Here is a 24,392-nt window from a genome sequence, read left to right as displayed (position 1 = left end):
CGTGAGCATGGACATGAGTGCTTTTTATCAAACATTTTTTGATGAAGCAGATGAATTGTTGGCGGACATGGAGCAACATTTATTGCAACTTGATCCGTTGGCGCCCGATACGGAACAGATGAATGCCATATTCCGCGCTGCTCACTCGATTAAAGGGGGCGCAGGGACATTCGGTTTCACTGTATTACAGGAAACTACACATATATTAGAAAACCTGTTGGATGGTGCTAGGCGCGGTGAAATGCGATTGAGCACTGATATTATCAACCTGTTTTTGGAAACCAAAGATATCATGCAGGATCAGTTGGATGCTTACAAAACCGCGCAGGAGCCCAACGCCGAGAGCTTTGAGTATATCTGTCAGGCTCTGCGCCAGCTTGCTCTGGAGTCCAAAGAAAATGGCTCTGCTGGGGCTTCCCCGGTCAAAGCAGCGGCTGAACAGCCGGTTTCCGCTCCCTCTGCACCAGCTGCTGCTGGTGGTAATTCGGGATTACGAATTGCTCTTACCAACCTGAAAGAGTCAGATATTCCTCAGTTGCTTGAGGAACTGGGAAATCTGGGAACGGTGAAAGATTCTATCCAAACCAGTAACAGCGTTGAACTTACACTGGACACCTCAGCCAGTGAAGATGACATCAGCGCCGTGTTGTGCTTCGTTCTGGAGCCGGACCAGGTTAGCTTCAAGTCTTCCCCTGGTGCTGAGCTTGTCGAGGATGCTCCTGCGGCATCTGCAACAACCGCTGCTGACGAGCCTGTTGCTCCTGCCGCGCCGGTATCACCTGTTGCTCCAGCCGTTGCTGCACCGACGACTAAGCCAGCAGGTGGCAATGGTGATGCAGCGAAAGGCAGACAGAAAACCGGTGATACCAGTATCCGTGTTGCGGTGGAAAAAGTTGACCAGCTCATTAACCTGGTTGGAGAACTGGTTATTACCCAATCTATGTTAGCTCAGCGTTCCAGTGCCCTTGACCCAGTTGCCCATGGTGATCTGCTTAATAGCATGGGACAACTGGAAAGAAATGCACGCGATCTGCAAGAGTCAGTAATGTCCATCCGTATGATGCCGATGGAATATGTATTCAGTCGTTTCCCGCGTCTGGTGCGTGATTTGGCTGCCAAATTGGGTAAAGAGGTTGAGTTGACTCTGCAAGGGAGTTCAACCGAGTTGGATAAGAGTCTGATTGAACGCATCATTGATCCGCTAACACATCTTGTGCGTAACAGTCTTGACCACGGCATTGAATCGCCAGAAAAACGTATTGAATCGGGCAAACCAGCTATTGGAAACCTGACTCTGTCTGCAGAACATCAGGGGGGCAATATCTGCATCGAAGTAATTGACGACGGTGCAGGTTTGAATCGCGAGCGTATTCTGGCCAAAGCCTTGTCTCAAGGCATGGCGGTGAGTGATAGCATGACGGATGAGGAAGTCGGTATGCTAATATTCGCCCCAGGTTTTTCTACTGCAGAGAAAGTGACCGATGTATCAGGCCGTGGTGTTGGTATGGACGTGGTGAAGCGGAATATTCAAGAAATGGGTGGTCATGTTGAAATCCATTTCGTGAAGGGCAAGGGAACTACCATCCGGATTCTTCTGCCGCTTACGCTGGCTATTCTGGATGGGATGTCTGTTAAGGTTAATGATGAAGTGTTCATCCTGCCGCTTAACGCTGTCATGGAGTCTCTGCAACCTCAGGCCGAGGATTTGTATCCTCTTGCAGGAGGCGAGCGAGTGTTGCAGGTTCGTGGCGAATATCTGCCACTGGTTGAGCTGTATCAGGTATTCGATGTTGCCGGAGCAAAGACGGATGCCACTCAGGGCATCGTTGTTATTCTACAGAGTGCAGGCCGTCGTTATGCCTTGCTGGTTGACCAGTTAATTGGTCAGCATCAGGTTGTTGTGAAAAACCTGGAAAGCAACTACCGCAAGGTGCCAGGCGTTTCAGCCGCAACTATTTTGGGTGATGGTAGCGTAGCGCTAATTGTGGATGTTTCTGCGTTGCAGGCGCTTTATCGGGAAAAGCGTGTGGTTGAAACCGCAGCTTAACAGCAAATTACAGCTATAGATTAAAGGTGAGAAACATGACTGGACTTGCAAATGTCACAAAACTAGCAGGCGAGACAGTAGGTCAAGAATTTTTGATTTTCACGCTGGGTGATGAAGAGTACGGCGTGGATATTTTGAAGGTTCAAGAGATTCGCGGTTATGATCAGGTTACTCGTATTGCAAATACCCCTGGTTTTATTAAAGGTGTAACTAACCTTCGCGGCGTCATTGTGCCGATAGTCGATTTGCGCATTAAATTTATGCAGCAGGAAGTTGACTATGATGATAATACCGTCGTTATCGTATTAAATCTGGGACAACGTGTCGTGGGCATCGTAGTTGATGGCGTGTCTGATGTACTGTCACTGACCGCTGATCAAATTCGCCCTGCACCGGAATTTGCGGTGACTCTGTCAACGGAATACCTCACTGGATTAGGTTCTCTGGGTGAGCGAATGCTTATTCTGGTCGATATTGAGAAACTACTCAGCAGTGAAGAAATGGCGCTGGTTGATAGTGTTATTAAAGCTTGATACTCCAGCCATAATGGGCCACTTCGGTGGCCCATATCATTTAATACCCTCAGTTTTTTGAAATTCAAAAAGTCATAGAGATGCCAAAGCATCAGTGAACGTGCAATTAAGGCTTAATATGCTGAATCGTGTAAGAGTTGTTACTGGGATTGTTACTATTCTTGGGTTGTTCATTGCTCTTCAAATTATTTCTGGTGGACTATTTTTTAATGCATTAAAGCTAGATAGAGATATTTTCACGACAACAAGGATTATTAATCAGCAAAAGTCGGAACTTGAATCTACTTGGTCTTATTTATTGCAGACTCGCAATACCCTAAATCGTGCAGGAACCCGTTATGCAATGGACTTATCGGGCGGTGTTTCCGGCGGTGTGTCAGCGAATGAATTGATTGAACTGGCGAAAAAACAACTGGTTATCGCTAATACTCATTTTGCTAATTATGAAAAAATTACTTATACCAATCAACAAGATCCAGCGATTGCTCAAGTGGTAAAGGATAATTATACGACACTGAACAGTGCATTAAGTGAGTTGATTGTTTTTATCTCTAACGGCCGAATGAAGGAATTTTTCGAACAGCCGACCCAAGGTTTTCAGGACAGGTTCGAAAAGGCCTATTACTCTTACAAAGAGTCTTATGACAAAGTGTATGCCAGTGCTGTAGAAGAGAATAATGCATCTTATTCGACGGCATTATGGTTGTTGATATCGGTGGCTATACTCGTTATCACAATGGCGCTGATTGTCTGGCTGGGTATCAACCGCTCACTTATTCAGCCATTGAATAATCTTATCGGTCATATTCGTCATATGGCGAAGGGTGATTTGACAACACGGATTGATTTCCATGGCACAAACGAAATGGGGGTTTTGGCTGATAGCTTGCGGCATATGCAGACTGAGTTCTTTACGACGGTTAGTGCGGTTAGGCTGAGTGCAGATGCTATTTATTCTGGAGCATCGGAAATCAGCGCGGGCAACGGTGACTTGTCATCCAGAACTGAACAGCAAGCCGCTGCGATTGAAGAAACTGCAGCGAGCATGGAGCAATTGACATCGACTGTGAAGCAGAATGCTGAAAACGCACGTCAGGCAAGCCAACTGGCCTTGAGTGCTTCTGAAACTGCGCAAAAAGGCGGTACGGTCGTTGATAATGTGGTTAAAACTATGCATAACATTGCAGGTAGTTCACAGAAAATTGCTGATATCATCAGTGTTATAGACGGTATTGCGTTTCAGACTAATATTCTGGCTCTTAATGCTGCCGTTGAGGCTGCCAGAGCTGGAGAGCAAGGAAGAGGTTTTGCTGTTGTAGCAGGAGAAGTGCGCAATCTGGCTCAGCGAAGTGCGCAAGCTGCGAAAGAAATTAAATCATTGATTGAGGATTCGGTAAATCGCGTTGAAGAGGGTTCTGTGCTGGTTGAAAGTGCGGGAGAAACCATGGGCGAGATTGTTGGTGCCGTTACACGTGTTACGGACATCATGGGAGAAATCGCTTCGGCATCCGAAGAACAAAGTCGTGGTATTGACCAGGTGGGTCAAGCCATAACAGAAATGGATCGAGTTACTCAGCAGAACTCTGCGCTGGTTGAAGAGTCGGCTTCTGCAGCAAATGCGTTGGAAGAACAAGTCCGGGTATTGAATCAGGCAGTAGCGGTATTCCGTGTATCGGAAAATTCAACATCATTACTACGTAGTGCAACCGCCAAGGTACCAGCACATGTTGCCAAAACTGCTTTGTTGGCAACATCAGTTATGGCAGAAAAAGAGAAAAAGGTCAGGTCTGGTAACACTACAGATAACTGGGAGACTTTTTAATCGCTGAATGGGGTGGGGTGTTTATCACCCCATTGCATTGATAGTTAAGTAATAATGAAAATTAATCCTAAGCAAGGATGTTGAGTATAGGTTTTGTTTGGCTGATTTTTAGGCTGTTGATTTATCTTTGATAAGAATCTGTATCACGGAACAGAAAATATAGTGTGGAGGATCTATATTGAATACTGTTTACTTAAGATGTTTTTAAGGGTTATTGTGCGTTAATGGTTTCAGACAGTGTTGAAGAACAGGCATTTTTGAGACAAAAATTGCAATTTTGATTTTTGTTATCGTTATGACGTCTATTTAGTTAAAGAAAGGTTTAATGCTGCCGATTGATATAACTAATGCCAATTGTATAGGCGTACTTTAAAGATGTCCTATAGGTGATTGCCAGTCAGTTAGTTTGGCTGATAATGATATTAGTGTTCAAGGTTATGGCGATGATGAGGGCTGATTGTTTTTGTGAACGATCTTCATGATGAACAATGTAGGCAACGTTGTTCAAAACCATCGCATGATTACCATCATTAATTCGCCGCATACATGCTGATAAAAACATGTTCCCCGGTGGTATGTTGGCAGTTGCTGCCGATTGAGTGACGGAGCCGGAGAGCAAAGCATGAGACCTGTAATAGTCATAATGGTAAGTCTGATTGGAAAACAATAAAATCATCTATCCATTTTCGGGCGGTCAGATATGAAAAATACACCATCGCCAAATCGTTCAGGTTCTACATCTATTTTGAGTCAGATGGTTGAACGGTTGCCGCTGTCTGATGTTCATTTCCGGAGAATCAGCCAGCTTATATATCAACGCGCTGGCATCGTGTTGGCCGATCATAAGCGTGAAATGGTCTATAACCGTTTGGTCAGACGGTTGCGTTTGTTAAACATTAACGATTTTGGACAGTACCTTGCTCTGCTGGAGTCAGATCCGAACAGTGCCGAATGGCAGGCATTTATCAATGCGTTAACGACTAATCTGACTGCATTTTTTCGTGAAGCGCACCACTTTCCTATTCTTGCTGAACATGCGCGTAAGCGGCAGGGAAGCTATAGTATCTGGTGCACTGCTGCTTCCACTGGCGAGGAGCCTTATTCTCTGGCAATGACACTTGCTGAAGTCTGTGGGGATCGTGCTAGTAACTGTCAAATCATAGCCAGTGACATTGATACTCAGGTTTTAGAGAAAGCATCTGCTGGTATTTACCGGCAGGAAGATCTGCGCTCGCTTTCACCACAGCAGATGCAGCGCTTCTTTTTGCGGGGAACCGGTCCACACAGTGGTCTGGCTCGGGTTCGTCCAGATCTAGCAAACATGATTCATTTTCAACAAGTGAATTTGTTGGCTCCAGAATGGTCCTTACCTGCACCGTTTGATGCGATTTTTTGTCGTAATGTAATGATTTATTTTGATAAAGAGACTCAGGAGCGCATCTTACGTCGTTTTGTTCCGTTGCTTAAACCGGGCGGATTATTGTTTGCCGGACATTCAGAGAACTTCAGTCAGATCAGCCGGGAATTCTACCTGCGCGGGCAGACTGTTTATGGGCTGGCTAAGGAAAGATAATGAGCAAAATAAAAGTATTATGTGTTGATGATTCTGCGTTAATGCGGCAGATCATGACCGAAATCATTAATAGTCATCCTGATATGGAGGTGGTTGCCACTGCACCTGATCCATTAGTGGCTCGTGATTTAATCAAGAAGTTCAATCCTCAGGTGTTGACGCTCGACGTGGAAATGCCTCGAATGGATGGTCTTGATTTTCTTGAGAAATTAATGAGGCTTCGCCCAATGCCAGTGGTAATGGTGTCTTCGTTGACAGGGAAAGGTTCGGAAATTACTTTGCGTGCGCTTGAGCTGGGGGCCATCGATTTTGTCACCAAACCTCAATTGGGTATTCGTGAAGGAATGTTGGCATACAGTGAGCTGATTGCGGAAAAAATTCGGATGGCTGCCAAAGCCCGTTTACCTCAGCGCAGCGCATCACCAGCACCTACCGTATTACTCCCTAGCACGCCTTTGCTCAGTAGTGAAAAATTGATTGCGATTGGTGCGTCAACCGGTGGTACTGAGGCTATAAGGCATGTATTACAGCCATTGCCACCAACCAGCCCAGCGTTACTGATTACCCAGCATATGCCACCGGGGTTTACTAAGTCTTTTGCTGAGCGGTTGAATAAATTGTGTCAGATTACAGTGAAAGAGGCTGAGGATGGTGAGCGTGTTCTGCCTGGACACGCGTATATTGCTCCTGGTGCTCGCCACCTTGAGCTGGCACGTAGTGGTGCGAATTATCAGGTCAAATTACATGATGGTCCGCCGGTTAATCGTCATCGTCCTTCTGTTGACGTACTGTTCCACTCTGTTGCACAGTACGCCGGACGAAATGCAGTGGGAGTAATCCTAACCGGCATGGGCAATGATGGTGCTGCGGGAATGCTAGAGCTTCATAAGGCGGGGGCGTATACGATCGCGCAAAATGAGGCTAGCTGTGTGGTATTCGGTATGCCTCGAGAGGCTATTGCACTCGGTGGTGTCGATGAGGTGGTGGATTTGCACCAGGTGAGTCAGCGGATGCTGGCACAAGTTTCTGCCGGACAGGCATTACGTATATAGCAGCTCCGGGGTGAGCAATAATATTTAGGAGTAGGTATGGCTGATAAAGAACTCAGATTTTTAGTAGTGGATGATTTTTCGACAATGCGTCGTATTGTTCGAAATCTACTAAAAGAACTGGGCTTCAACAATGTGGAAGAAGCGGAAGATGGTGCAGATGCTCTGAACAAGCTTCGTTCAGGCGGTTTCGATTTTGTCATTTCTGACTGGAACATGCCTAATATGGACGGGCTGGAACTGTTGCAGGCTATCCGTGCCGACGGCTCGCTTTCCAAGCTCCCAGTGCTGATGGTAACCGCTGAAGCAAAGAAAGAGAATATTATTGCTGCAGCACAGGCCGGTGCCAGTGGTTATGTTGTTAAACCATTTACTGCCGCTACGCTTGAAGAAAAGCTGAGTAAGATTTTCGAAAAGCTTGGTATGTAAGGAGATGCCATGAATCCACATCCGATGCCCATTAACGATCAGGCGTCTGCGACAGAGATTATTTCTCGTATCGGGCAGTTGACACGCATGTTGCGTGATAGCCTGAAAGAGCTTGGTTTAGATCAGGCTATCACTGAAGCGGCAGAAGCGATTCCTGATGCTCGTGATCGTCTTGATTATGTTGTCCAGATGACTGCGCAGGCGGCAGAACGCGCATTGAGTTGTGTTGAAGCAGCCCAGCCTCGCCAGAATCAAATGGAAGAAGAGTCTAAGTCTCTTAAAGCACGTTGGGATCAGTGGTTTGAGAATCCTATTGAGCTCTCTGAGGCGCGTGAATTAGTTACCGATACGCGTAACTATCTTGAATCTGTACCGGATCACACTGCGTTTACCAATGCCCAGTTACTGGAAATCATGATGGCCCAGGATTTTCAGGATCTAACCGGGCAGGTTATTAAACGCATGATGGATGTTGTTCAGGAAATCGAGAAACAGTTACTAATGGTCTTGCTGGAAAATATTCCAGAGAAACCCTCTGAAAACCGTCGTGCCAATGAAGGCTTGCTCAATGGGCCTCAGGTTGACAAAACCGCTGCAGGTATTGTTGCTAACCAGGATCAGGTTGACGATCTGTTGGACAGTCTGGGTTTTTGATTTCACCTCGACACCCATCTCATCTTTTGTATGAGTGGGCATTGGTGGCGTAAAATATGTGGATTTTTACGATCGGGCGTGCCCCGATCGTAAATTCCTAGTTCCCGCCTTATTCAATAAAATAAATAGCTGCTTATTTTCTTCTTTGTTCTACCCATAACGATTTACCGGATTTTGTCATGCTAGCGTTCTATAACGTTATGTCAGTGAGCATTAACAGGAGCGACTGTAGTGGCAGATGATAGTGATCTGGAGAAAACAGAAGCTCCCACCCCCCAACGAACAGAGAAAGCCCGAGAAGAAGGTCAGATACCTCGATCACGAGAATTGACATCAGTGCTTATGCTCATTGCCGGTTTGGCTATTCTGTGGGGAACTGGTTCCAGTATGGCCGGCAGGCTGGCTGATATGATGGCTAAAGGATTAAGCTTTGACCACAACTTTATCAGTGATGAGCGGCTGATCATTTCTCATGTCGGTATGTTAATTAATCAGATGGCGCTGGCGCTTGTCCCTATCTTATGTGGGCTTGTTTTGGTTGCTCTGGCTGCACCGATATTACTAGGCGGTTTGATTTTTAGTACTAAGGCGATAAGCTTCGATTTTGGTAAAATGAATCCGCTATCTGGGCTAAAGCGGATATTTTCAACCCATGTATTGGCCGAACTATTTAAAGCTATTCTCAAGGCCGTTGTTGTAGGTTTGATTACTTACTGGTTCCTGCTGCATAACTGGAATGACATGCTGCATCTTGTCTCAGAACCCATGGGGACTGCGATAAAAGATGCGATGAATATTGCCTTCCTGTGCTGTTTTTGGGTGATTCTTGGGCTGTTCCCTATGGTTGCTTTTGATGTGGCGTGGCAGATATGGAGCCATATTAAACGTTTACGTATGAGTAAGCAGGAAATCCGTGACGAATACAAAGAACACGAAGGGGATCCTCATATTAAAGGTCGTATTCGGCAACAGCAGCGAGCGATTGCTCAGCGGAGAATGATGTCGGATGTTCCGAAAGCAGACGTGATTGTTACCAACCCCACTCATTATGCTGTTGCGCTGAAGTATGATGAGAAGAAGATGCATGCACCTAAAGTGCTGGCCAAAGGTGCTGATCGGATAGCTCAGCGTATTCGAGAACTGGGTTCAGAGAATCGTATTCCGATCCTGGAGGCACCGCCATTAGCTCGAGCTCTCTATCGCCACACTGAAGTCGGGCAACATATTCCTACCGGATTATACGCCGCCGTTGCTGAAGTACTTTCATGGGTTTACCAGCTTAAACGCTGGAAACGTGAAGGCGGTTTGATTCCGCGTAAACCTAAAAACTTACCTGTGCCGGATGCACTGGATTTTGCTAAAGAGAAAACAACCGATGGCTAACCTGGCCTCTTTGCTCCGCCTACCAGACAATATGAAGGGTTCACAATGGCAGGTTATGGCAGGACCTGTTCTAATATTGCTCATCTTGTCGATGATGGTTCTGCCGTTGCCACCGTTTGTTCTGGACTTGTTGTTTACGTTTAACATAGCGTTGTCCATCATGGTGCTGCTGGTTGCCATGTTCACTCAGCGTACACTCGATTTTGCCGCATTTCCCACTATTCTACTGTTTTCAACACTATTGCGTTTATCACTCAACGTCGCATCGACTCGTATCATTCTGATGGATGGACACACCGGAGCCGGTGCTGCAGGCCATGTAGTTGAAGCATTTGGTCATTTCCTAGTAGGCGGCAATTTTGCTATTGGTATTGTTGTGTTCATTATCCTTGTGCTGATTAACTTTATGGTTATCACGAAGGGTGCTGGCCGTATTGCTGAAGTTGGTGCACGCTTTACGCTGGATGGTATGCCTGGTAAACAGATGGCCATTGATGCCGATCTAAATGCCGGCTTGATTGGTGAAGATGAGGCCAAGAAGCGGCGTTCTGAAGTAACTCAGGAGGCAGATTTTTATGGTTCCATGGATGGTGCCAGTAAGTTTGTGCGTGGTGATGCCATCGCTGGGCTGATGATTATGGCTATCAACATTATCGGCGGCCTGCTGGTTGGGGTAGTCCAGCATAATATGGTGTTGGGACAGGCGGTTGAAAACTATACGTTGCTGACTATCGGCGATGGCCTGGTCGCGCAAATACCTGCGCTGGTAATTTCAACCGCCGCTGGTGTTATCGTGACCCGAGTCAGTACCGATCAGGATGTTGGGCAGCAGATGGTGACTCAGCTGTTCAGTAATCCGAGAGTTATGATCCTGAGTGCTGGGGTGCTGGGGCTGATCGGTTTGGTTCCAGGTATGCCTAACTTTGTTTTCTTGCTTTTCACTGCCGCGTTGTTGGGTTTTGCCTGGTGGATTAAAAAAGCGGAAAATAAAACAGCTTTTGCAGCAACTGAAGCCGCTGCGGCGACACCAGTTGCACCGCAGGTGGTTGAAGCCAGTTGGTCTGATGTGCAGTTGGAAGATCCGCTTGGCATGGAAGTCGGGTATCGCCTGATTCCGATGGTTGATTTTCAGCAAAATGGCGAGTTGCTTGGTCGTATACGAAGTATCAGAAAGAAATTTGCTCAGGAGATGGGCTTTCTGCCGCCGGTTGTGCATATTCGGGATAATTTGGATTTGCAGCCAGCCAGCTACCGTATTTTGATGAAAGGTGTTGAGATTGGCAGTGGCGAGGCTCATCCAGGGCGTTGGATGGCAATTAATCCGGGAAATGCAGTAGGTACGTTGCCAGGTGATTTGACCAAAGATCCTGCTTTTGGCTTGCCTGCCATCTGGATTGAAAGTGCGTTAAAAGAACAAGCGCAAACGCAAGGATATACTGTAGTTGAAGCCAGCACAGTCGTTGCTACTCACCTGAATCATTTACTTAGCTTACATGCCAGTGAATTGTTTGGCCGACAGGAAGCGCAACAACTGATGGACCGTGTGTCTCAGGAAATGCCGAAGTTGACCGAGGATTTTATTCCTGGAGTAGTGACATTAACGACCTTGCATAAGGTGCTGCAAAATCTATTAAGCGAACAGGTTTCTATTCGGGATATGCGAACGGTTATTGAAACGTTGGCTGAACATGCACCGGTACAAACTGATCCTAATGAACTGACGACAGCTGCGCGTATTGCTCTTGGGCGGGCGATAACACAGCAATGGTTCCCTGGAGATACTGAATTGCAGGTAATTGGTCTTGATGGTGCCTTGGAACGTCTGCTGTTACAGGCCCTTCAAGGAGGCGGTGGTTTGGAGCCGGGACTAAGCGATAGGTTGTTGGAGCAGGCTCGGCAGGCATTACAACGACAGGAAGTTTTGGGAGCGCCGCCGGTATTGTTGGTTAACCATGCATTGCGCGGATTGCTATCACGCTTCCTACGCCGTAGCCTGCCGCAGATTGCTGTATTGTCGAATCTTGAGATCAGTGACAGTCGGCAGATCAGAATGACATCGATGATCGGTGGCGAACTGTCCTAATGAAAAAAAGAATGATGGCCGCATTTTGGGGAATGGCGCCAGCAATGTTGTCGCTTAGTGCCCACGCCCAAGAAGGTGGATGGAATGCAAGTCTATCCGGGCCATCATTCCAATACAAAGGGATATTGGCATCTTCTCCGGGTCTGCTTCCTCCCTCTGGATTGGGGGTAACAGCCACTCAGTCCGTGACTATAATCTACTGGCGCTATCAACTGAAATCTCCCGCACCGATAGATCTTGCTGTTAAACTCTGTGCGATTAATCGCTGTGTCAATCTGGATGGCGCAAGTGGTCAGACTTATGGTTTGCAAGGGATACCTGCCGACAGTGAATTCAGGATGCTATTTTATGTGCCAGGATCCGGGCGGATGGGCACATCAGTTGAGGTAGTATCTAATGAAATCTCGGTAAATTATAGGTGATTCGTCAAGAATATTTACGCTGGGTTTTTATCGCATAATACGTTGGTGTTGTAGAGAGCGTTAGCTAATGATACGCCGACCAGAAAGAGAATTACTACGCGATTGACCATCTGGTCCGTACAAAGGTTGGGCATTATGCGGTTTTAATACTGCCAGTGCTTTTTCATTATGATCGAGGTGATAACCAAGCAATAAACCATTATGCTGATTTTTATCACGTAATGTTTCAGTCAATTCAGTAATCTGTTGCCAGATTTCGGCTACAACAGGATGGGTAGTATAAGGGGCCGTCACCCGTAAAGCAGATTCTCCTTGCAGTCGGATTTTATCCAAATGCTGGATAGTCGTTAACAGCGAATTCTTCTTATCGGTAATCACTTGCAGAGCAGGTCCATTAACATGGCCAGCACAGAGCAACAATTGCTCATCCTCTAGCACAACTCCAAGTTCACGCATATTGAGCAGCAGTTGTTCTAACAGCTTTACAAGTTTTTCCATAAAATTAATCGCCTGAAATCAAGTCCTGTGCATCTTTAAGCAATGCATCAGCAATTTTACCAACGTTCATTTTCAATGAACCGTTACGAATAGCCTGCTTCAGCGTTTCTACGCGTTGGATATCGATATCCTGAGATGACGGTTGCATCAGTTTGGACTGAGCATCACTCAGTTTAACCTGAGTGCCAGCCACACCGCTCTGTTGCCCGGTTTCTTCTTTGCGTTTTAATTTGCTCACATCGCCAGTATCCCAAGATTGAGCTGGGTTTACTGGATTGACTGATTGGGTCCGATCAATGCTCATGGTAGTGTGCTCATGTCATAACAAGGTATAAAGATGATAATCTAGGAAATAGTATCTATTTCCTAAACTGGTGCTTCATTTTAACCAGTATTATCATCAGCGACTATGTTCATCATATCGGCAGCAATGAGCATTACTTTAGCAAATTATTGTGAGATCAGAATAATCCCATCGTTAGTAGCAATACCCGATACGAGCTGCCCTGAAGCCGTACGAACCCTTACTGACTGACCTGATGCTGCATTGTTCATAGCTTTTCCTTCACTGCGCACGCTAAAGCCATTTCCCTGGGCCAGGATTTGTACGGTTTGCCCTGCATGGATCACCCAAGGTTTTCTAATCATAGCTTGCGTAATGGCTTGACCTGGTGCGATATCTCGCAATGCTACCGCACCCTGAGCTTCCTCCAGAGAGAACAGCGTATGCGAGGGAAGCTGATCAATTCTGCCTCGGATGGTTCGAATATCTCCCGATGCCAGCACTGCTCCCCGACTGACAGGAGCCGCCGCCGCCACATAATTGCCGGTAACTTGCACTTCGACCTGAATAAAACGTCGATCCTGATTACAACGGACAGATACGGAAAGATTGCCCCATGCTCTTGCATTTCCTGGCAGCGAAATTTGCGGATTTTCACAAGCAGGCCATTGGGCTTCAGGCGTTTTCACTAATACATTCACAGTATTCGATGAGCCTTTAAAATTATCTGAAAAGAAACGAGATAATTGTGATGCGAGATCGGCAGCATTCACCAGCACTGGAGCAATTAGCAGGCCTAAAATCGATAACTGTATGTATTTCCTGATATCCTGCATCAGTATTCTGCTCTCCAACCCCAATCATTCCACGTTACCAGTTTAGCGGTACTTGCTTACAGTTAAGGCAATAAATAGCACTTCATTCTATGTCTATTCTGACGATGATTTTGACAGGATGAGAATTATCCTACACGAACTAAAAATTAAATTGCGGAGGGAGTATGCTCGATAAATTAGATGCCGCGCTACGGTTTCAGCAAGAGGCGTTGAATCTCCGTGCCCAGCGTCAGGAAATTTTGGCTGCCAACATTGCTAATGCGGATACTCCTGGCTATCAGGCTCGTGACATTGATTTTGCCAAGGAACTGAACAAAGTGATGGAACAGGGACGCGTTAGCGGTCAATCCGTGTCACTGAGCCTGACGTCCTCACGCCACATTCCCGCTCAGAAGTTACAGCAGCCTGAGCTCGATCTGCTCTACCGTGTCCCGACGCAGCCCGCTCTTGATGGAAACACCGTTGACATGGATCGCGAGCGTACCAACTTCGCGGATAACAGTTTCAAGTATCAGGGTAGTCTGACGCTTATCAGTGGGCAGATCAAAGGTATGATGTCGGTACTTCAGTCCGGATCGTCATAATAGCATTGATGGCAGATATAAGGTTGATGTCTCATGTCGTTACTCAATATTTTTGATATTTCCGGTTCGGCGCTCTCCGCCCAGTCTCAACGCCTCAACGTCAGTGCCAGTAATTTGGCTAACGCTGACAGCGTTACAGGCCCAGATGGACAGCCCTATCGCGCTAAGCAGGTAGTTTTTGAAGTCGACTCTGCTCCAGGGCAAGCGACAGGTGGTGTGAAGGTTGCCAAGGTAATTGAAGATCCTTCTCCGGAAAAACTTGTCTATCAGCCGGGTAATCCGTTGGCTGACGCCAAAGGCTATGTCCGCATGCCAAATGTGAATCCCGTCAATGAAATGGTTAATACCATCTCAGCGTCCCGAAGCTATCAGGCGAATGTGGAAGTATTGAATACCACAAAATCGATGATGCTGAAGACATTAACTATTGGTCAGTAATCTGGAGAATACATGGCTACCACATCTTCTGTCAGTAATGTCCAAAATACGACATCGACGACATCCACATCGGCCGTCAGCGGGAATACCAGCGCTGACTTACAGAACAGCTTTCTGACCCTCTTGGTCGCTCAGCTAAAGAATCAGGACCCGACTAATCCGATGGATAATAACCAACTGTTGTCTCAGTTGGCACAGTTAAACACGGTGAGCGGTATTGAAAAGTTGAATACCACGCTGGGATCTATTTCTACTCAAATCAATAGTAACCAATCTATTCAGGCATCGTCGTTGATTGGTCATGGCGTGCTGGTACCTGGAACCAAAGTGCTGGTGGGTAAAGAAACGGCTACGCCGTTCGGCGTTGAACTGGAAAGTGCCGCTGAGAACGTCACCATCAACATCACTGATAGTTCTGGCAAAGTTGTTCACAGTATGGACCTGGGCGCGCTTAGTGCCGGGGTACATGCCTATTCTTGGGATGGCAAAGCATCGGATGGTACTACTGCACCAGATGGTGCTTATACGATCTCGGTTTCAGCTACATCCAATGGTGCTCAGCAGGTTGCAGAACCGCTGAACTATGCGTATGTGAATGGTGTAGTCAGCAGCAGCAACGGAGCGTTGTTGGATCTGGGCCTTAGTGGTCAGTCTACGTTGGATAACGTACGCCAGATTTTGTAATAGTTACGGATTATAACGCGCGTCACTTTCTAGTGAATAACAGTTCATCAATATTCAGGAGAGCACTATGAGCTTTTCTCAGGCGGTCAGTGGATTAAATGCTGCCTCTAACAATCTGGACGTAATTGGCAACAATATAGCCAACTCCGCTACTGTAGGTTTCAAAGCTAGTAATATTTCTTTTGCTGATATGTATGCTGGTTCCAACGTGGGTTTGGGAACACGAGTGGCATCCGTACTGCAGGATTTTAGCAATGGTTCTATTACTAGTACGTCTCGCTCGTTGGATGTAGCTATCAACGGTAATGGCTTTTATCGCCTGCTCAACACCAACGGCAGTGTGGCTTACAGCCGTAATGGTCAGTTCACGTTGGATAGCAATCGTAATATTGTCAATGCACAGGGCCTGCAGTTGACTGGCTATCCCGCTACCGGGACGCCGCCAGCAATTCAGAAAGGGGCCGATCCGGTTGGTTTGAGCATTCCGGAAACCACCATGTCGGCCAAGGCTACCGGCACTGCGTCGATCATTGCCAGCCTGAACTCGTCAGACGGTACAAATACCTGGAATGCTACTAACCCGACCAACACCTCAAACTACAAAGGTTCTATCACTACCTACGACAGTTTGGGTAATGCGCATAACTTCGCACTCTATTTCGTGAAAACCGCAGCTAATAGCTGGGATGTGTATGCACAAGACACCAGTATCACTGGTGCGGGCTTCCAGGGGCCAACCACACTGTCTTTCAATAGCAGCGGCGCACTGACTACAACGACACCAGCGACGATTAGTATGGCAACATTGAACGGTTCTGCAGCCAGCACGTTTACTCTGGCGTTTACCGGCTCTGTTCAGCAAAACAGCGGTTCCAACAGCACCAAAACACCAACACAGGATGGCTATGAACCAGGCGAATTGACGGGTTATAGCATCAGTGAAGACGGTAGTGTCATTGGCTCTTATTCCAATAAGAAGACCCAACTTCTGGGGCAGATTGCACTGGCTAACTTTGCCAACCCGGAAGGACTTGCTCCGCAGGGTGACAACGTATGGGGCGCAACTGACAAATCCGGTCAGGCCGTAGTGAACCTGGCAGGCACCGGTAACCTTGGAAAACTCGTGGGTAAAGCTACCGAAAGTTCTAACGTCGATATGAGTAAGGAATTGGTGAACATGATTGTTGCTCAACGTAACTATCAGTCCAATGCCCAGACCATTAAAACGCAGGATCAGATACTTAATACGCTGGTTAACCTGCGCTAATTATTGTAACGGGGATATTGCATGGATCACGCTATCTATACAGCAATGGGCGCTGCAAGTCAGACGTTGGAACAGCAAGCCATTACGTCGAACAATATGGCTAACGCCTCGACGCCAGGTTTTCGTGCACAACTAGCTGCGATGCGTGCTGTGCCGATCCAGGGAGCCTCTAATGAGACGCGTACACTGGTGATATCATCGACACCTGGGGCTGATTCGACCCCAGGATCCATGGATTATACCGGTCGTTCGATGGATGTTGCGTTATCACAAGATGGTTGGTTAGCGGTTCGCGTTGCGGATGGCAGTGAGGCTTATACTCGCAACGGTAATATGGAAATTAACGCTAACGGGCAATTAGCTATTCAGGGAAACGTGGTGATGGGGGATGGCGGTCCAATCGACGTGCCGCCCCAGACGCAGATCACTATAGGTCCCGATGGTACTATTAATGCGCTGAATCCCAGTGATGCGGCGAATACGGTTACTCCAATCGGTCGCCTTAAACTAGTTAAAGCGACTGCTAGAGATGTGGTCCGTGGTGACGACGGTTTTTTCCGTGTTTCCCCTGCTGCGCAACAACAACGTGGCACGGTATTACAGAATGACGCAACAGTCAGGGTAATGCCTGGGGTGGTGGAAGGTAGTAACGTCAATACGGTTGAATCGATGGTGGAGATGATTTCCAACGCACGCCGTTTTGAGATGCAGATGAAAGTGATTAGCAACGTTGATGATAATACACAGCGTGCTAATCAGATACTTGCAATGAATTAAGTGCCCTTGCGCACAGGAGTGACTCGATGATCCGTTCTTTATGGATTGCCAAAACCGGTCTGAACGCCCAGCAAACCAATATGGATGTTATATCCAACAACCTGGCGAACGTCAGCACTAATGGTTTTAAGCGTCAGCGTGCCGTATTTGAAGACCTTATGTATCAAACTGTACGCCAGCCGGGGGCCCAGTCTTCAGAACAGACTACTCTGCCGTCAGGTTTACAACTGGGGACAGGGGTGCGCCCGGTGGCAACCGAGCGAATTCATACGCAAGGTTCTTTTTCCGAAACTGGTAATGTAAAGGATATGGCTATCAAAGGCGCAGGCTTCTTTCAGGTGTTGATGCCGGATGGCACGACGGCATACACCCGTGACGGCTCCTTCCAGCAGGACTCTAATGGTCAGTTAGTGACATCTAGCGGTTTTCAGGTTCAGCCAGTTATTACTATTCCAGCGAACTCTAGCAACCTGACGGTAGGCCGCGATGGGGTAGTTACCGTAACCCAGCAGGGACAGACTGCTCCTATCCAAATCGGGCAGCTCAACCTGGCGATGTTTATCAATGAAGCAGGTCTGGAGAACCTTGGGGAAAACCTGTATGCGGAAACTGCCAGTTCCGGCGCACCAACCCAAAGTACGCCGGGTCTGAATGGCGCAGGCCTCATTTATCAGAAATTTGTTGAAACATCAAACGTAAATGTCGCTGAAGAATTGGTCTCGATGATTCAGACCCAACGGGCGTATGAAATTAACAGTAAGGCAATCTCTTCCACGGACCAAATGTTGCAGAAACTGACCCAACTGTAATTCTTCATTGGGCATTTTTGTTTGCGTTTAAGGTGGCATTTTACTGATTTGCGATTGGTTGCAGATGGGTGAGGTGGCCACCTGATTCAATCTGTAGACAGATTACTGAAAGTAAGGCGATACCTGTAGTGATGATGAATACAAAGTCGGTTGCTGCTCTGCAGCCATGTCGGCCACGTTTGCTGGCATATGTGATGATGTTAACGCTGTCAGGTTGCGCCTACGTTCCTCACGACAAAGTTGTAACAGGGCCAACAACAGCGCAGCCCACACCGCCTTTGCAGGCTATCCCCAATGGGTCCATTTTTCAGGCTGGGCAAGCAATGAATTATGGCTATCAGCCGATGTTTGAGGACCGGCGCCCACGCAATGTAGGAGATACGCTGACTATTGTTCTGCAGGAAAACGTCAGCGCCAGTAAGAATTCGTCGGCGAATGCCAGTCGTAATGCATCCGGCTCCTTTGGTATGACCGTTACGCCACGCGCTTTGGAAGGGCCTTTGGGTAATAACCGGGCTGCGTTTAACGCTACTGGCAAAGATGATTTTACCGGTAAAGGTGGTGCCAACGCGAATAACACTTTCACCGGTACTATCACGGTTACTGTGGATCAGGTGCTGACCAACGGTAACTTGCATGTTGTGGGCGAAAAACAAATTGCAGTTAATCAGGGAACTGAATTTATCCGTTTCTCCGGGGTGGTAAACCCAAGGACTATCAGCGGCAGCAATACTGTAGCATCAACACAGGTAGCGGATGCTCGTATGGAGTATGTGGGCAATGGCTACATTAATGAAACACAGACTATGGGCTGGCTGCAGCGGTTCTTCCTTAATGTTTCGCCGTTCTAAATTGATGAGGCATATAATGCGGATCTCTTCATTGTTTACCCTTATTCTTGCTGTGCTGATGATGGTAACTCCGCCAGTATCAGCTGAACGTATCCGCGATCTGGTGAGTATTCAGGGCGTGCGTGATAACGCGCTTATTGGTTATGGTCTGGTGGTGGGATTGGATGGCACTGGTGACCAGACTACGCAGACACCGTTCACCACACAGAGTTTGAACAATATGCTCTCCCAAATGGGGATTACTGTTCCTGCTGGCACCAACATGCAGCTGAAAAATGTGGCTGCGGTGATGGTTACCGCTAAATTGCCTCCGTTTGCTCGTGCAGGCCAGTCGGTTGATGTAGTGGTTTCTTCTATGGGGAATGCTAAGAGCTTGCGTGGCGGTACATTGCTGATGACGCCGCTAAAAGGTGTTGATAATCAGGTCTACGCCATTGCGCAAGGTAACTTGTTGATCGGCGGTGCTGGTGCTTCTGCAGGAGGTAGCAGTGTACAGGTCAATCAGCTTTCTGGCGGACGTATTACCAATGGTGCAGTTATTGAGCGTGAGCTGCCTAGTACATTTGGTACTGGAAATACTATCATGCTGCAATTGAATCAGGATGATTTTACGATGGCGCAGAGTATCAGCGATGCCATCAACCGATTTAGCCGTGGGGGTACTGCGACCCCGCTAGATTCTCGCACCATCCGAGTTGTAGTGCCGTCAGGCAATAGCTCTCAGGTTCGTTTTCTGGCGGATATGCAAAATATTGAGGTCAATGTCGGTACACTGGATGCCAAAGTTATCATTAACTCCCGTACGGGTTCTGTAGTGATGAACCGCAATGTCCAACTGGAAAATTGCGCGGTAGCTCAGGGAAATCTATCTGTCACCATTAATCAGCAAAATACTGTCAGTCAGCCGAACACGCCACTGGCGGGAGGGCAGACGGTGGTGACGCCACAAACGGAAATTTCCATGCGTCAGGAGGGGGGGGCACTGCAGCGGGTAAACTCAAGTGCTAATCTCAACAGTGTGGTCAGAGCACTGAACTCTCTGGGGGCAACACCAATGGATTTGATGTCGATTCTTCAGGCAATGGAAAGCGCTGGCTGCCTGAGAGCTAAGTTGGAAATTATCTGATGAGTGATCTGAAGGCGTTTAACAATCCTGCTTATGAGACGCAGTCACTTAACTCGCTGAAACGGGATGTTTCAAGTCATCCTCAGAGTCGGGAAGGTATTCGTGCTGTCGCTAAACAGTTGGAAGGCGTCTTCGTGCAGATGATGATGAAAAGTATGCGTGATGCCTTGCCACAGGATGGCCTGTTCAGTAGCGATCAGACTCGTATGCTTACATCAATGTATGATCAGCAGCTTGCTCAGCAGATGTCATCGGGTAAAGGGCTGGGATTAGCCTCAATGATCGAGAAGCAAATGACGGGAAAAGGGATTGTCGGTACTGAGCCAGAAGCGACTTCACCTGTGCCCTTTAAGCCGGATAGCCAGTTGACTCGGACCATGCCGGCATTTGCTTTGGAGCAGATGGTTCGCAAAGCGATGCCAGCATTGCCGGAAAAAACAGCAGCATTACCGATGGGGAGTGCTGAGTTTATTTCCCGACTGTCGGTACCGGCGATGTTGGTTAGTCAGCAAAGCGGTATTCCACACCATTTAATTATGGCTCAGGCTGCGCTTGAATCTGGGTGGGGACAGCGCGAAATTCCTACTGCTGATGGACGTTCAAGTCATAATATTTTTGGCATAAAGGCAGGCAGCAATTGGGATGGCCCGGTAACAGAAGTTACTACGACGGAATACGAGCAAGGTGTTGCCAAAAAGGTCAAAGCGGCGTTCCGTGTGTATAGTTCCTATTTGGAAGCGTTGAATGACTACGCCAAGTTGCTGACGCAAAACCCGCGCTATGCGGGTGTTTCTGCTGCTGCAACCGCGGAACAGGCTGCGGTTGCTTTACAACAAGCCGGGTATGCGACTGATCCGGCTTATGCGAAGAAACTGGTAAGTATGATTCAGCATATGAAAAATTCAGGTGAAAAGGCGGTTCAGGCGTATACACATGATCTGAGCGGTATTTTCTAATTTTATTCAAGTTTTCAGCCTGCCTGCCGATAGATATAAAAGTTAATTTATAACGACGATATATTTTTGTGCCTGGCAATAGGTTGTTCGCTGTCTGTGCATAAGTAAGAGTAAAAAGGAACCCAGCATGTCCAATTTGATTAACACCGGAATGAGTGGTTTGAGTGCTGCACAGGCGGCACTGAGCACTGTCAGTAACAACATCAGTAATCAGGCTGTTACAGGATATAGTCGTCAAAATGCATTGTTGGCACAGAACAACGGTACCAACCTCTCCGCCGGTTACATTGGCAACGGGGTAACCGTTGTCAGCATCAATCGTGATTACAATGATTTTATTGCTAAACAGCTACGTGCAGCTCAGACGACAAGCAGCTCAACGACTTCTTATTACGAGCAAATTTCAAAAATTGATAATCTGTTGTCGAGCAGTTCATCTAGTCTGTCTACCACGATTCAAGACTTCTTCAAAAACCTGCAGAACCTGACCAGTAATTCTAGCGACTCTTCTGTACGTCAAACTGTGCTGGGTAAAGCAAATGCTTTGGTCAACCAGTTCAAAATCACTGACCAATATCTGCGTGATATGGATAGCAACATCAATGGAGAAATTTCCGTTACTGTCTCACAGATTAATACGTTCGCTCAGCAGATAGCTAATATCAACGACCAGATTGTGCGTCTGAAAGGCGCTAATAATGGCGCAGCGCCAAATGATTTGCTGGATCAGCGTGACGTACTGGTTGATGGGCTTAACAAATTGGTCGGCATAGATGTGGCAGTTCAAGATGGTGATGTTTACAACATCTCACTGAAGAATGGCCTGACTCTTGTTCAGGGGAAAAGCTTCAATACGTTTGCTGCTACGCCATCCAGTACAGACCCAACTCGTACGACCGTTTCTTACAACGATGCGATTGCTGGTTTGAGTGAAGTAAAAGAGAGCACTATTACTGGCGGCTCTCTTGGCGGGTTGCTGAATTTCCGTACCAGTACACTGGATAGCGCCCGTAACCAGTTAGGTCAGATGGCGTTGGCATTTACTGATGCTTTCAATAATCAGCACAAAGCAGGGTTCGACTTGAATAATGCTCAAGGTGGTGATTTCTTTGGTGTTGGTTCGTCTGTCACGTTGAAAAGCGCCAAAAATACCTCTGCTGCCGAGTTGACCTCTTCCTATCTGAGTGATACTTACTCGCTGCAGTACAATGGTACGTCCTGGAGCGTTACTCGGTCTGATGGTACAACGGCAAGTTCAACTCTGTCTGGTTCTGGCCTAACCTTTGATGGTTTCACTATCGGTATATCCGGTGCGGCTGCTTCAGGTGATACTTTTAGCCTCAAAGTATCACCTGGACAGTCATCAATTTCACAAACCGCACCGACAGGCACAACATCTGCAGCATCGCTCTCACGAAATGATAACAACTACATTAAGGCTAGTGATTATAGCGTTACATTTGTTGGCCCATCTGCCAATAACTGGTCAGTAAAACGCTTGTCGGATGGGGCTGACTTGTCCTCCTCGGCAACGTATACCGCAGCAAGCGGTTCGACGCCTGCCAGTTTGATTTTTGATGGCATGAAACTTGATATCACAGGGACACCATTAGCTGACGAGCAGTTTACTGTCAAAGGCGTTCGTGATGTTGTGGTAAATATGTCAGTGAAAATCACAGATTCATCGAAGATTGCCGCTGCAGGTGCTTCGCTGACATCAGCTGGCGGTGGGGTTAGTGATAACACAAATGCTAAAGCATTGTTAAACTTACAGACTGCTAAAGTGGTCGAAAACAAATCCAGTATCAGTCAGGCGTATGCCAGTCTGGTCGGTGATATTGGTAACAAAACCAGTACCGCTAAGGTTACTGATACTTCGCAGAAGAACGTGGTATCACAATTGACCACAGAGCAGCAATCTGTATCCGGCGTCAACCTAAACGAAGAGTACGGCGATTTGATTCGTTTTCAGCAATATTACATGGCAAATGCCAAGGTAATCCAGACTGCTTCGACGATCTTTGATGCTTTGTTGGCAATCCGTAGTTAAGTTTGTGACGGTAAAAATAGTAAGGAATAAGTTATGCGACTGAGTACCAGTATTATTTTTCAGCAGGGTATGCAAGGCGTCACAGACGGGTTATCAAATTTTAGCAAGACGGGCCAGCAGCTAGCGAGTAATACACGGGTGCTAAACCCGTCTGATGACCCGATCGCGGCCTCCAAGGCTGTGATGGTGAACCAGGCTCAGGCTCAGAACGATCAATATACCTTGGCTCGTACTTTTGCCCAGAACGGTATGAATAGTGAGTTATCCGTTTTGACCAACGTAGTCACTGCATTGACGAGTGCTAGTACGACGTTGTTGAGCGCTGATGGTACTAAGAATGATAATGATCGCCAGCTTATCGCAACATCTCTGCGCGGCCTTAAATCTCAGTTACTCAATCTGGCGAACAGTACAGACGGTAATGGTAGTTATATTTTCGGTGGCTATAAGACTGATTCCCAGCCATTCGTTACTAATGCTGCTGGCACCGTTAGTTATGTTGGGGGCACTCAGGCCATTTCTCAACAGGTGGATGCAGACCGTGTCATGGCGGTTGGACATGTCGGTACTGATGTATTCAATAATGCAAGTGGTACGGCAGACATTTTCAGTGCTTTGGATACAGCTATCACTGCATTGGAGACTCCATTAGATGGTGCTAGCGATGCAGTTAAGAGCGCTAACACAGCATCAGTGAATGCTGCTAGCCTGGGCCTGAAAAGTTCGCTGACCAATGTATCCTCCGCACAGGCAACACTTGGTGTTCAATTGCAGGAAATTGATACGTTGGATAGTATCGGTACTGATCGTAGTGCCGCTAACAAGCAAACGCTAAGCGATCTGGTTGATATTGATATGGTTGCGACTATCTCGACTTACTTGATGCAACAGCAGTCTCTGCAGGCATCATACAAAGCGTTTATTGATATGCAAAACATTTCGTTATTCCAACTGAATAAATAAGGTGGAGTAACGTACCAGTATTTGGATGCGCTTAAACCGGGCGTATTCTTTTTAGCATGTCATCCTTTATAAGATGACATGCTTTTTTTTTGAGGGAGGTTGTGCATTTTTGAGCGCGTGTGACCTGCTCTGACCTGCCCCCAGTATTAAACACAATAATCAGTTAGTAATGTCGGTTGATTTACTCCCGTATTCTCCGTTTCGCCATCCCGCTGCAAACTCTGAAGGGGTCTGATAATTCAACGAAGAATGAGGCCGACATTCGCTATAGTCCT

General features: G+C 47.1%; 24 protein-coding genes. 21 read left to right on the top strand and 3 right to left on the bottom strand.

What is annotated here, in order from left to right; translation table 11 throughout:
• Nucleotides 1-7 precede the first annotated feature (7 nt).
• The 10 genes from cheA to Dpoa2040_RS05920 all read left to right on the top strand — a co-directional run bounded on the left by cheA (nucleotide 8) and on the right by Dpoa2040_RS05920 (nucleotide 11,995).
• On the top strand, nucleotides 8-2,047 hold the full coding sequence (gene cheA / locus Dpoa2040_RS05965) for a chemotaxis protein CheA (RefSeq protein WP_168640635.1): 2,040 nt from the start codon (nucleotides 8-10) through the stop codon (nucleotides 2,045-2,047).
• A 35-nt stretch (nucleotides 2,048-2,082) separates the two neighbouring features.
• Nucleotides 2,083-2,580 (top strand): chemotaxis protein CheW, encoded by a 498-nt coding sequence (gene cheW, locus Dpoa2040_RS05960; RefSeq protein ID WP_042871322.1) that lies wholly within the window; start codon nucleotides 2,083-2,085, stop codon nucleotides 2,578-2,580.
• 118 nt (nucleotides 2,581-2,698) lie between these two features.
• Nucleotides 2,699-4,402: a methyl-accepting chemotaxis protein gene (locus tag Dpoa2040_RS05955; RefSeq protein WP_168640631.1), complete on the top strand. Its 1,704-nt coding sequence runs from the start codon at nucleotides 2,699-2,701 to the stop codon at nucleotides 4,400-4,402.
• Between the two features lie 754 nt (nucleotides 4,403-5,156).
• Complete coding sequence (gene cheR / locus Dpoa2040_RS05950; protein WP_236614473.1) at nucleotides 5,157-5,975, top strand: protein-glutamate O-methyltransferase CheR; 819 nt, start codon at nucleotides 5,157-5,159, stop codon at nucleotides 5,973-5,975.
• Entirely contained in the window at nucleotides 5,975-7,027 is a 1,053-nt protein-coding gene (locus Dpoa2040_RS05945) for a chemotaxis response regulator protein-glutamate methylesterase (protein ID WP_042871317.1), read from the top strand. The genes cheR and Dpoa2040_RS05945 overlap by 1 nt, the downstream gene beginning before the upstream one ends.
• 36 nt (nucleotides 7,028-7,063) lie before the next feature.
• Nucleotides 7,064-7,453 carry a chemotaxis response regulator CheY gene (gene cheY / locus Dpoa2040_RS05940; RefSeq protein ID WP_012769271.1) on the top strand — a complete coding sequence of 130 codons (390 nt, stop codon included), beginning with the start codon at nucleotides 7,064-7,066 and terminating at the stop codon, nucleotides 7,451-7,453.
• Nucleotides 7,454-7,462: 9 nt separating this feature from the next.
• Complete coding sequence (gene cheZ / locus Dpoa2040_RS05935) at nucleotides 7,463-8,107, top strand: protein phosphatase CheZ (protein WP_042871314.1); 645 nt, start codon at nucleotides 7,463-7,465, stop codon at nucleotides 8,105-8,107.
• A gap of 231 nt (nucleotides 8,108-8,338) precedes the next feature.
• On the top strand, nucleotides 8,339-9,490 hold the full coding sequence (flhB, locus tag Dpoa2040_RS05930; RefSeq protein WP_146411179.1) for a flagellar biosynthesis protein FlhB: 1,152 nt from the start codon (nucleotides 8,339-8,341) through the stop codon (nucleotides 9,488-9,490).
• Nucleotides 9,483-11,573, top strand: a complete 2,091-nt coding sequence (gene flhA, locus Dpoa2040_RS05925; RefSeq protein ID WP_146411182.1) for a flagellar biosynthesis protein FlhA — start codon at nucleotides 9,483-9,485, stop codon at nucleotides 11,571-11,573. The genes flhB and flhA overlap by 8 nt, the downstream gene beginning before the upstream one ends.
• Nucleotides 11,573-11,995, top strand: coding sequence for a flagellar protein FlhE (locus Dpoa2040_RS05920; RefSeq protein ID WP_128569738.1), 423 nt, complete (start codon nucleotides 11,573-11,575; stop codon nucleotides 11,993-11,995). The genes flhA and Dpoa2040_RS05920 overlap by 1 nt, the downstream gene beginning before the upstream one ends.
• A 60-nt stretch (nucleotides 11,996-12,055) precedes the next feature.
• Here Dpoa2040_RS05920 and Dpoa2040_RS05915 read toward each other — a convergent pair whose 3' ends face one another.
• The 3 genes from Dpoa2040_RS05915 to flgA all read right to left on the bottom strand — a co-directional run bounded on the left by Dpoa2040_RS05915 (nucleotide 12,056) and on the right by flgA (nucleotide 13,612).
• The gene (locus Dpoa2040_RS05915; RefSeq protein ID WP_168640630.1) at nucleotides 12,056-12,493 is read right to left on the bottom strand and encodes a flagella synthesis protein FlgN; all 438 of its coding nucleotides are present in this window, start codon (nucleotides 12,491-12,493) and stop codon (nucleotides 12,056-12,058) included.
• 4 nt (nucleotides 12,494-12,497) lie between these two features.
• Nucleotides 12,498-12,797 (bottom strand): flagellar biosynthesis anti-sigma factor FlgM, encoded by a 300-nt coding sequence (gene flgM, locus Dpoa2040_RS05910; RefSeq protein WP_168640629.1) that lies wholly within the window; start codon nucleotides 12,795-12,797, stop codon nucleotides 12,498-12,500.
• A gap of 146 nt (nucleotides 12,798-12,943) precedes the next feature.
• The gene (gene flgA / locus Dpoa2040_RS05905) at nucleotides 12,944-13,612 is read right to left on the bottom strand and encodes a flagellar basal body P-ring formation chaperone FlgA (protein WP_168640628.1); all 669 of its coding nucleotides are present in this window, start codon (nucleotides 13,610-13,612) and stop codon (nucleotides 12,944-12,946) included.
• Between the two features lie 164 nt (nucleotides 13,613-13,776).
• Between flgA and flgB the strand changes: the two genes are divergently transcribed.
• The 11 genes from flgB (at nucleotide 13,777) to flgL (ending at nucleotide 24,117) form a co-directional block, all read left to right on the top strand.
• Nucleotides 13,777-14,196 (top strand): flagellar basal body rod protein FlgB, encoded by a 420-nt coding sequence (flgB, locus tag Dpoa2040_RS05900; protein ID WP_042871305.1) that lies wholly within the window; start codon nucleotides 13,777-13,779, stop codon nucleotides 14,194-14,196.
• 33 nt (nucleotides 14,197-14,229) lie between these two features.
• Nucleotides 14,230-14,634, top strand: a complete 405-nt coding sequence (gene flgC, locus Dpoa2040_RS05895) for a flagellar basal body rod protein FlgC (protein WP_168640627.1) — start codon at nucleotides 14,230-14,232, stop codon at nucleotides 14,632-14,634.
• 12 nt (nucleotides 14,635-14,646) lie between these two features.
• Nucleotides 14,647-15,318, top strand: coding sequence for a flagellar hook assembly protein FlgD (flgD, locus tag Dpoa2040_RS05890; RefSeq protein ID WP_168640626.1), 672 nt, complete (start codon nucleotides 14,647-14,649; stop codon nucleotides 15,316-15,318).
• Nucleotides 15,319-15,385: 67 nt separating this feature from the next.
• The gene (gene flgE / locus Dpoa2040_RS05885; protein ID WP_042871300.1) at nucleotides 15,386-16,585 is read left to right on the top strand and encodes a flagellar hook protein FlgE; all 1,200 of its coding nucleotides are present in this window, start codon (nucleotides 15,386-15,388) and stop codon (nucleotides 16,583-16,585) included.
• A gap of 21 nt (nucleotides 16,586-16,606) precedes the next feature.
• Entirely contained in the window at nucleotides 16,607-17,362 is a 756-nt protein-coding gene (locus Dpoa2040_RS05880; RefSeq protein ID WP_042871298.1) for a flagellar basal body rod protein FlgF, read from the top strand.
• A gap of 26 nt (nucleotides 17,363-17,388) precedes the next feature.
• On the top strand, nucleotides 17,389-18,171 hold the full coding sequence (gene flgG, locus Dpoa2040_RS05875; RefSeq protein ID WP_042871296.1) for a flagellar basal-body rod protein FlgG: 783 nt from the start codon (nucleotides 17,389-17,391) through the stop codon (nucleotides 18,169-18,171).
• Between the two features lie 134 nt (nucleotides 18,172-18,305).
• Nucleotides 18,306-19,022 (top strand): flagellar basal body L-ring protein FlgH, encoded by a 717-nt coding sequence (locus Dpoa2040_RS05870; RefSeq protein WP_042873967.1) that lies wholly within the window; start codon nucleotides 18,306-18,308, stop codon nucleotides 19,020-19,022.
• Between the two features lie 16 nt (nucleotides 19,023-19,038).
• Nucleotides 19,039-20,148: a flagellar basal body P-ring protein FlgI gene (locus tag Dpoa2040_RS05865; RefSeq protein WP_042871294.1), complete on the top strand. Its 1,110-nt coding sequence runs from the start codon at nucleotides 19,039-19,041 to the stop codon at nucleotides 20,146-20,148.
• Complete coding sequence (gene flgJ, locus Dpoa2040_RS05860) at nucleotides 20,148-21,104, top strand: flagellar assembly peptidoglycan hydrolase FlgJ (protein ID WP_168640625.1); 957 nt, start codon at nucleotides 20,148-20,150, stop codon at nucleotides 21,102-21,104. Before Dpoa2040_RS05865 ends, flgJ begins: the two co-directional genes overlap by 1 nt.
• 127 nt (nucleotides 21,105-21,231) lie before the next feature.
• Nucleotides 21,232-23,154, top strand: a complete 1,923-nt coding sequence (gene flgK / locus Dpoa2040_RS05855) for a flagellar hook-associated protein FlgK (RefSeq protein WP_042871291.1) — start codon at nucleotides 21,232-21,234, stop codon at nucleotides 23,152-23,154.
• 33 nt (nucleotides 23,155-23,187) lie between these two features.
• Nucleotides 23,188-24,117 (top strand): flagellar hook-associated protein FlgL, encoded by a 930-nt coding sequence (gene flgL, locus Dpoa2040_RS05850; protein ID WP_042871289.1) that lies wholly within the window; start codon nucleotides 23,188-23,190, stop codon nucleotides 24,115-24,117.
• Nucleotides 24,118-24,392: the final 275 nt, after the last annotated feature.

It is taken from the genome of Dickeya sp. CFBP 2040, from assembly GCF_012273755.1.
In the GTDB taxonomy this organism is placed as follows: Bacteria; Pseudomonadota; Gammaproteobacteria; order Enterobacterales; family Enterobacteriaceae; genus Dickeya; species Dickeya poaceiphila.
This window is presented reverse-complemented; position numbering and strand designations above follow the sequence as displayed.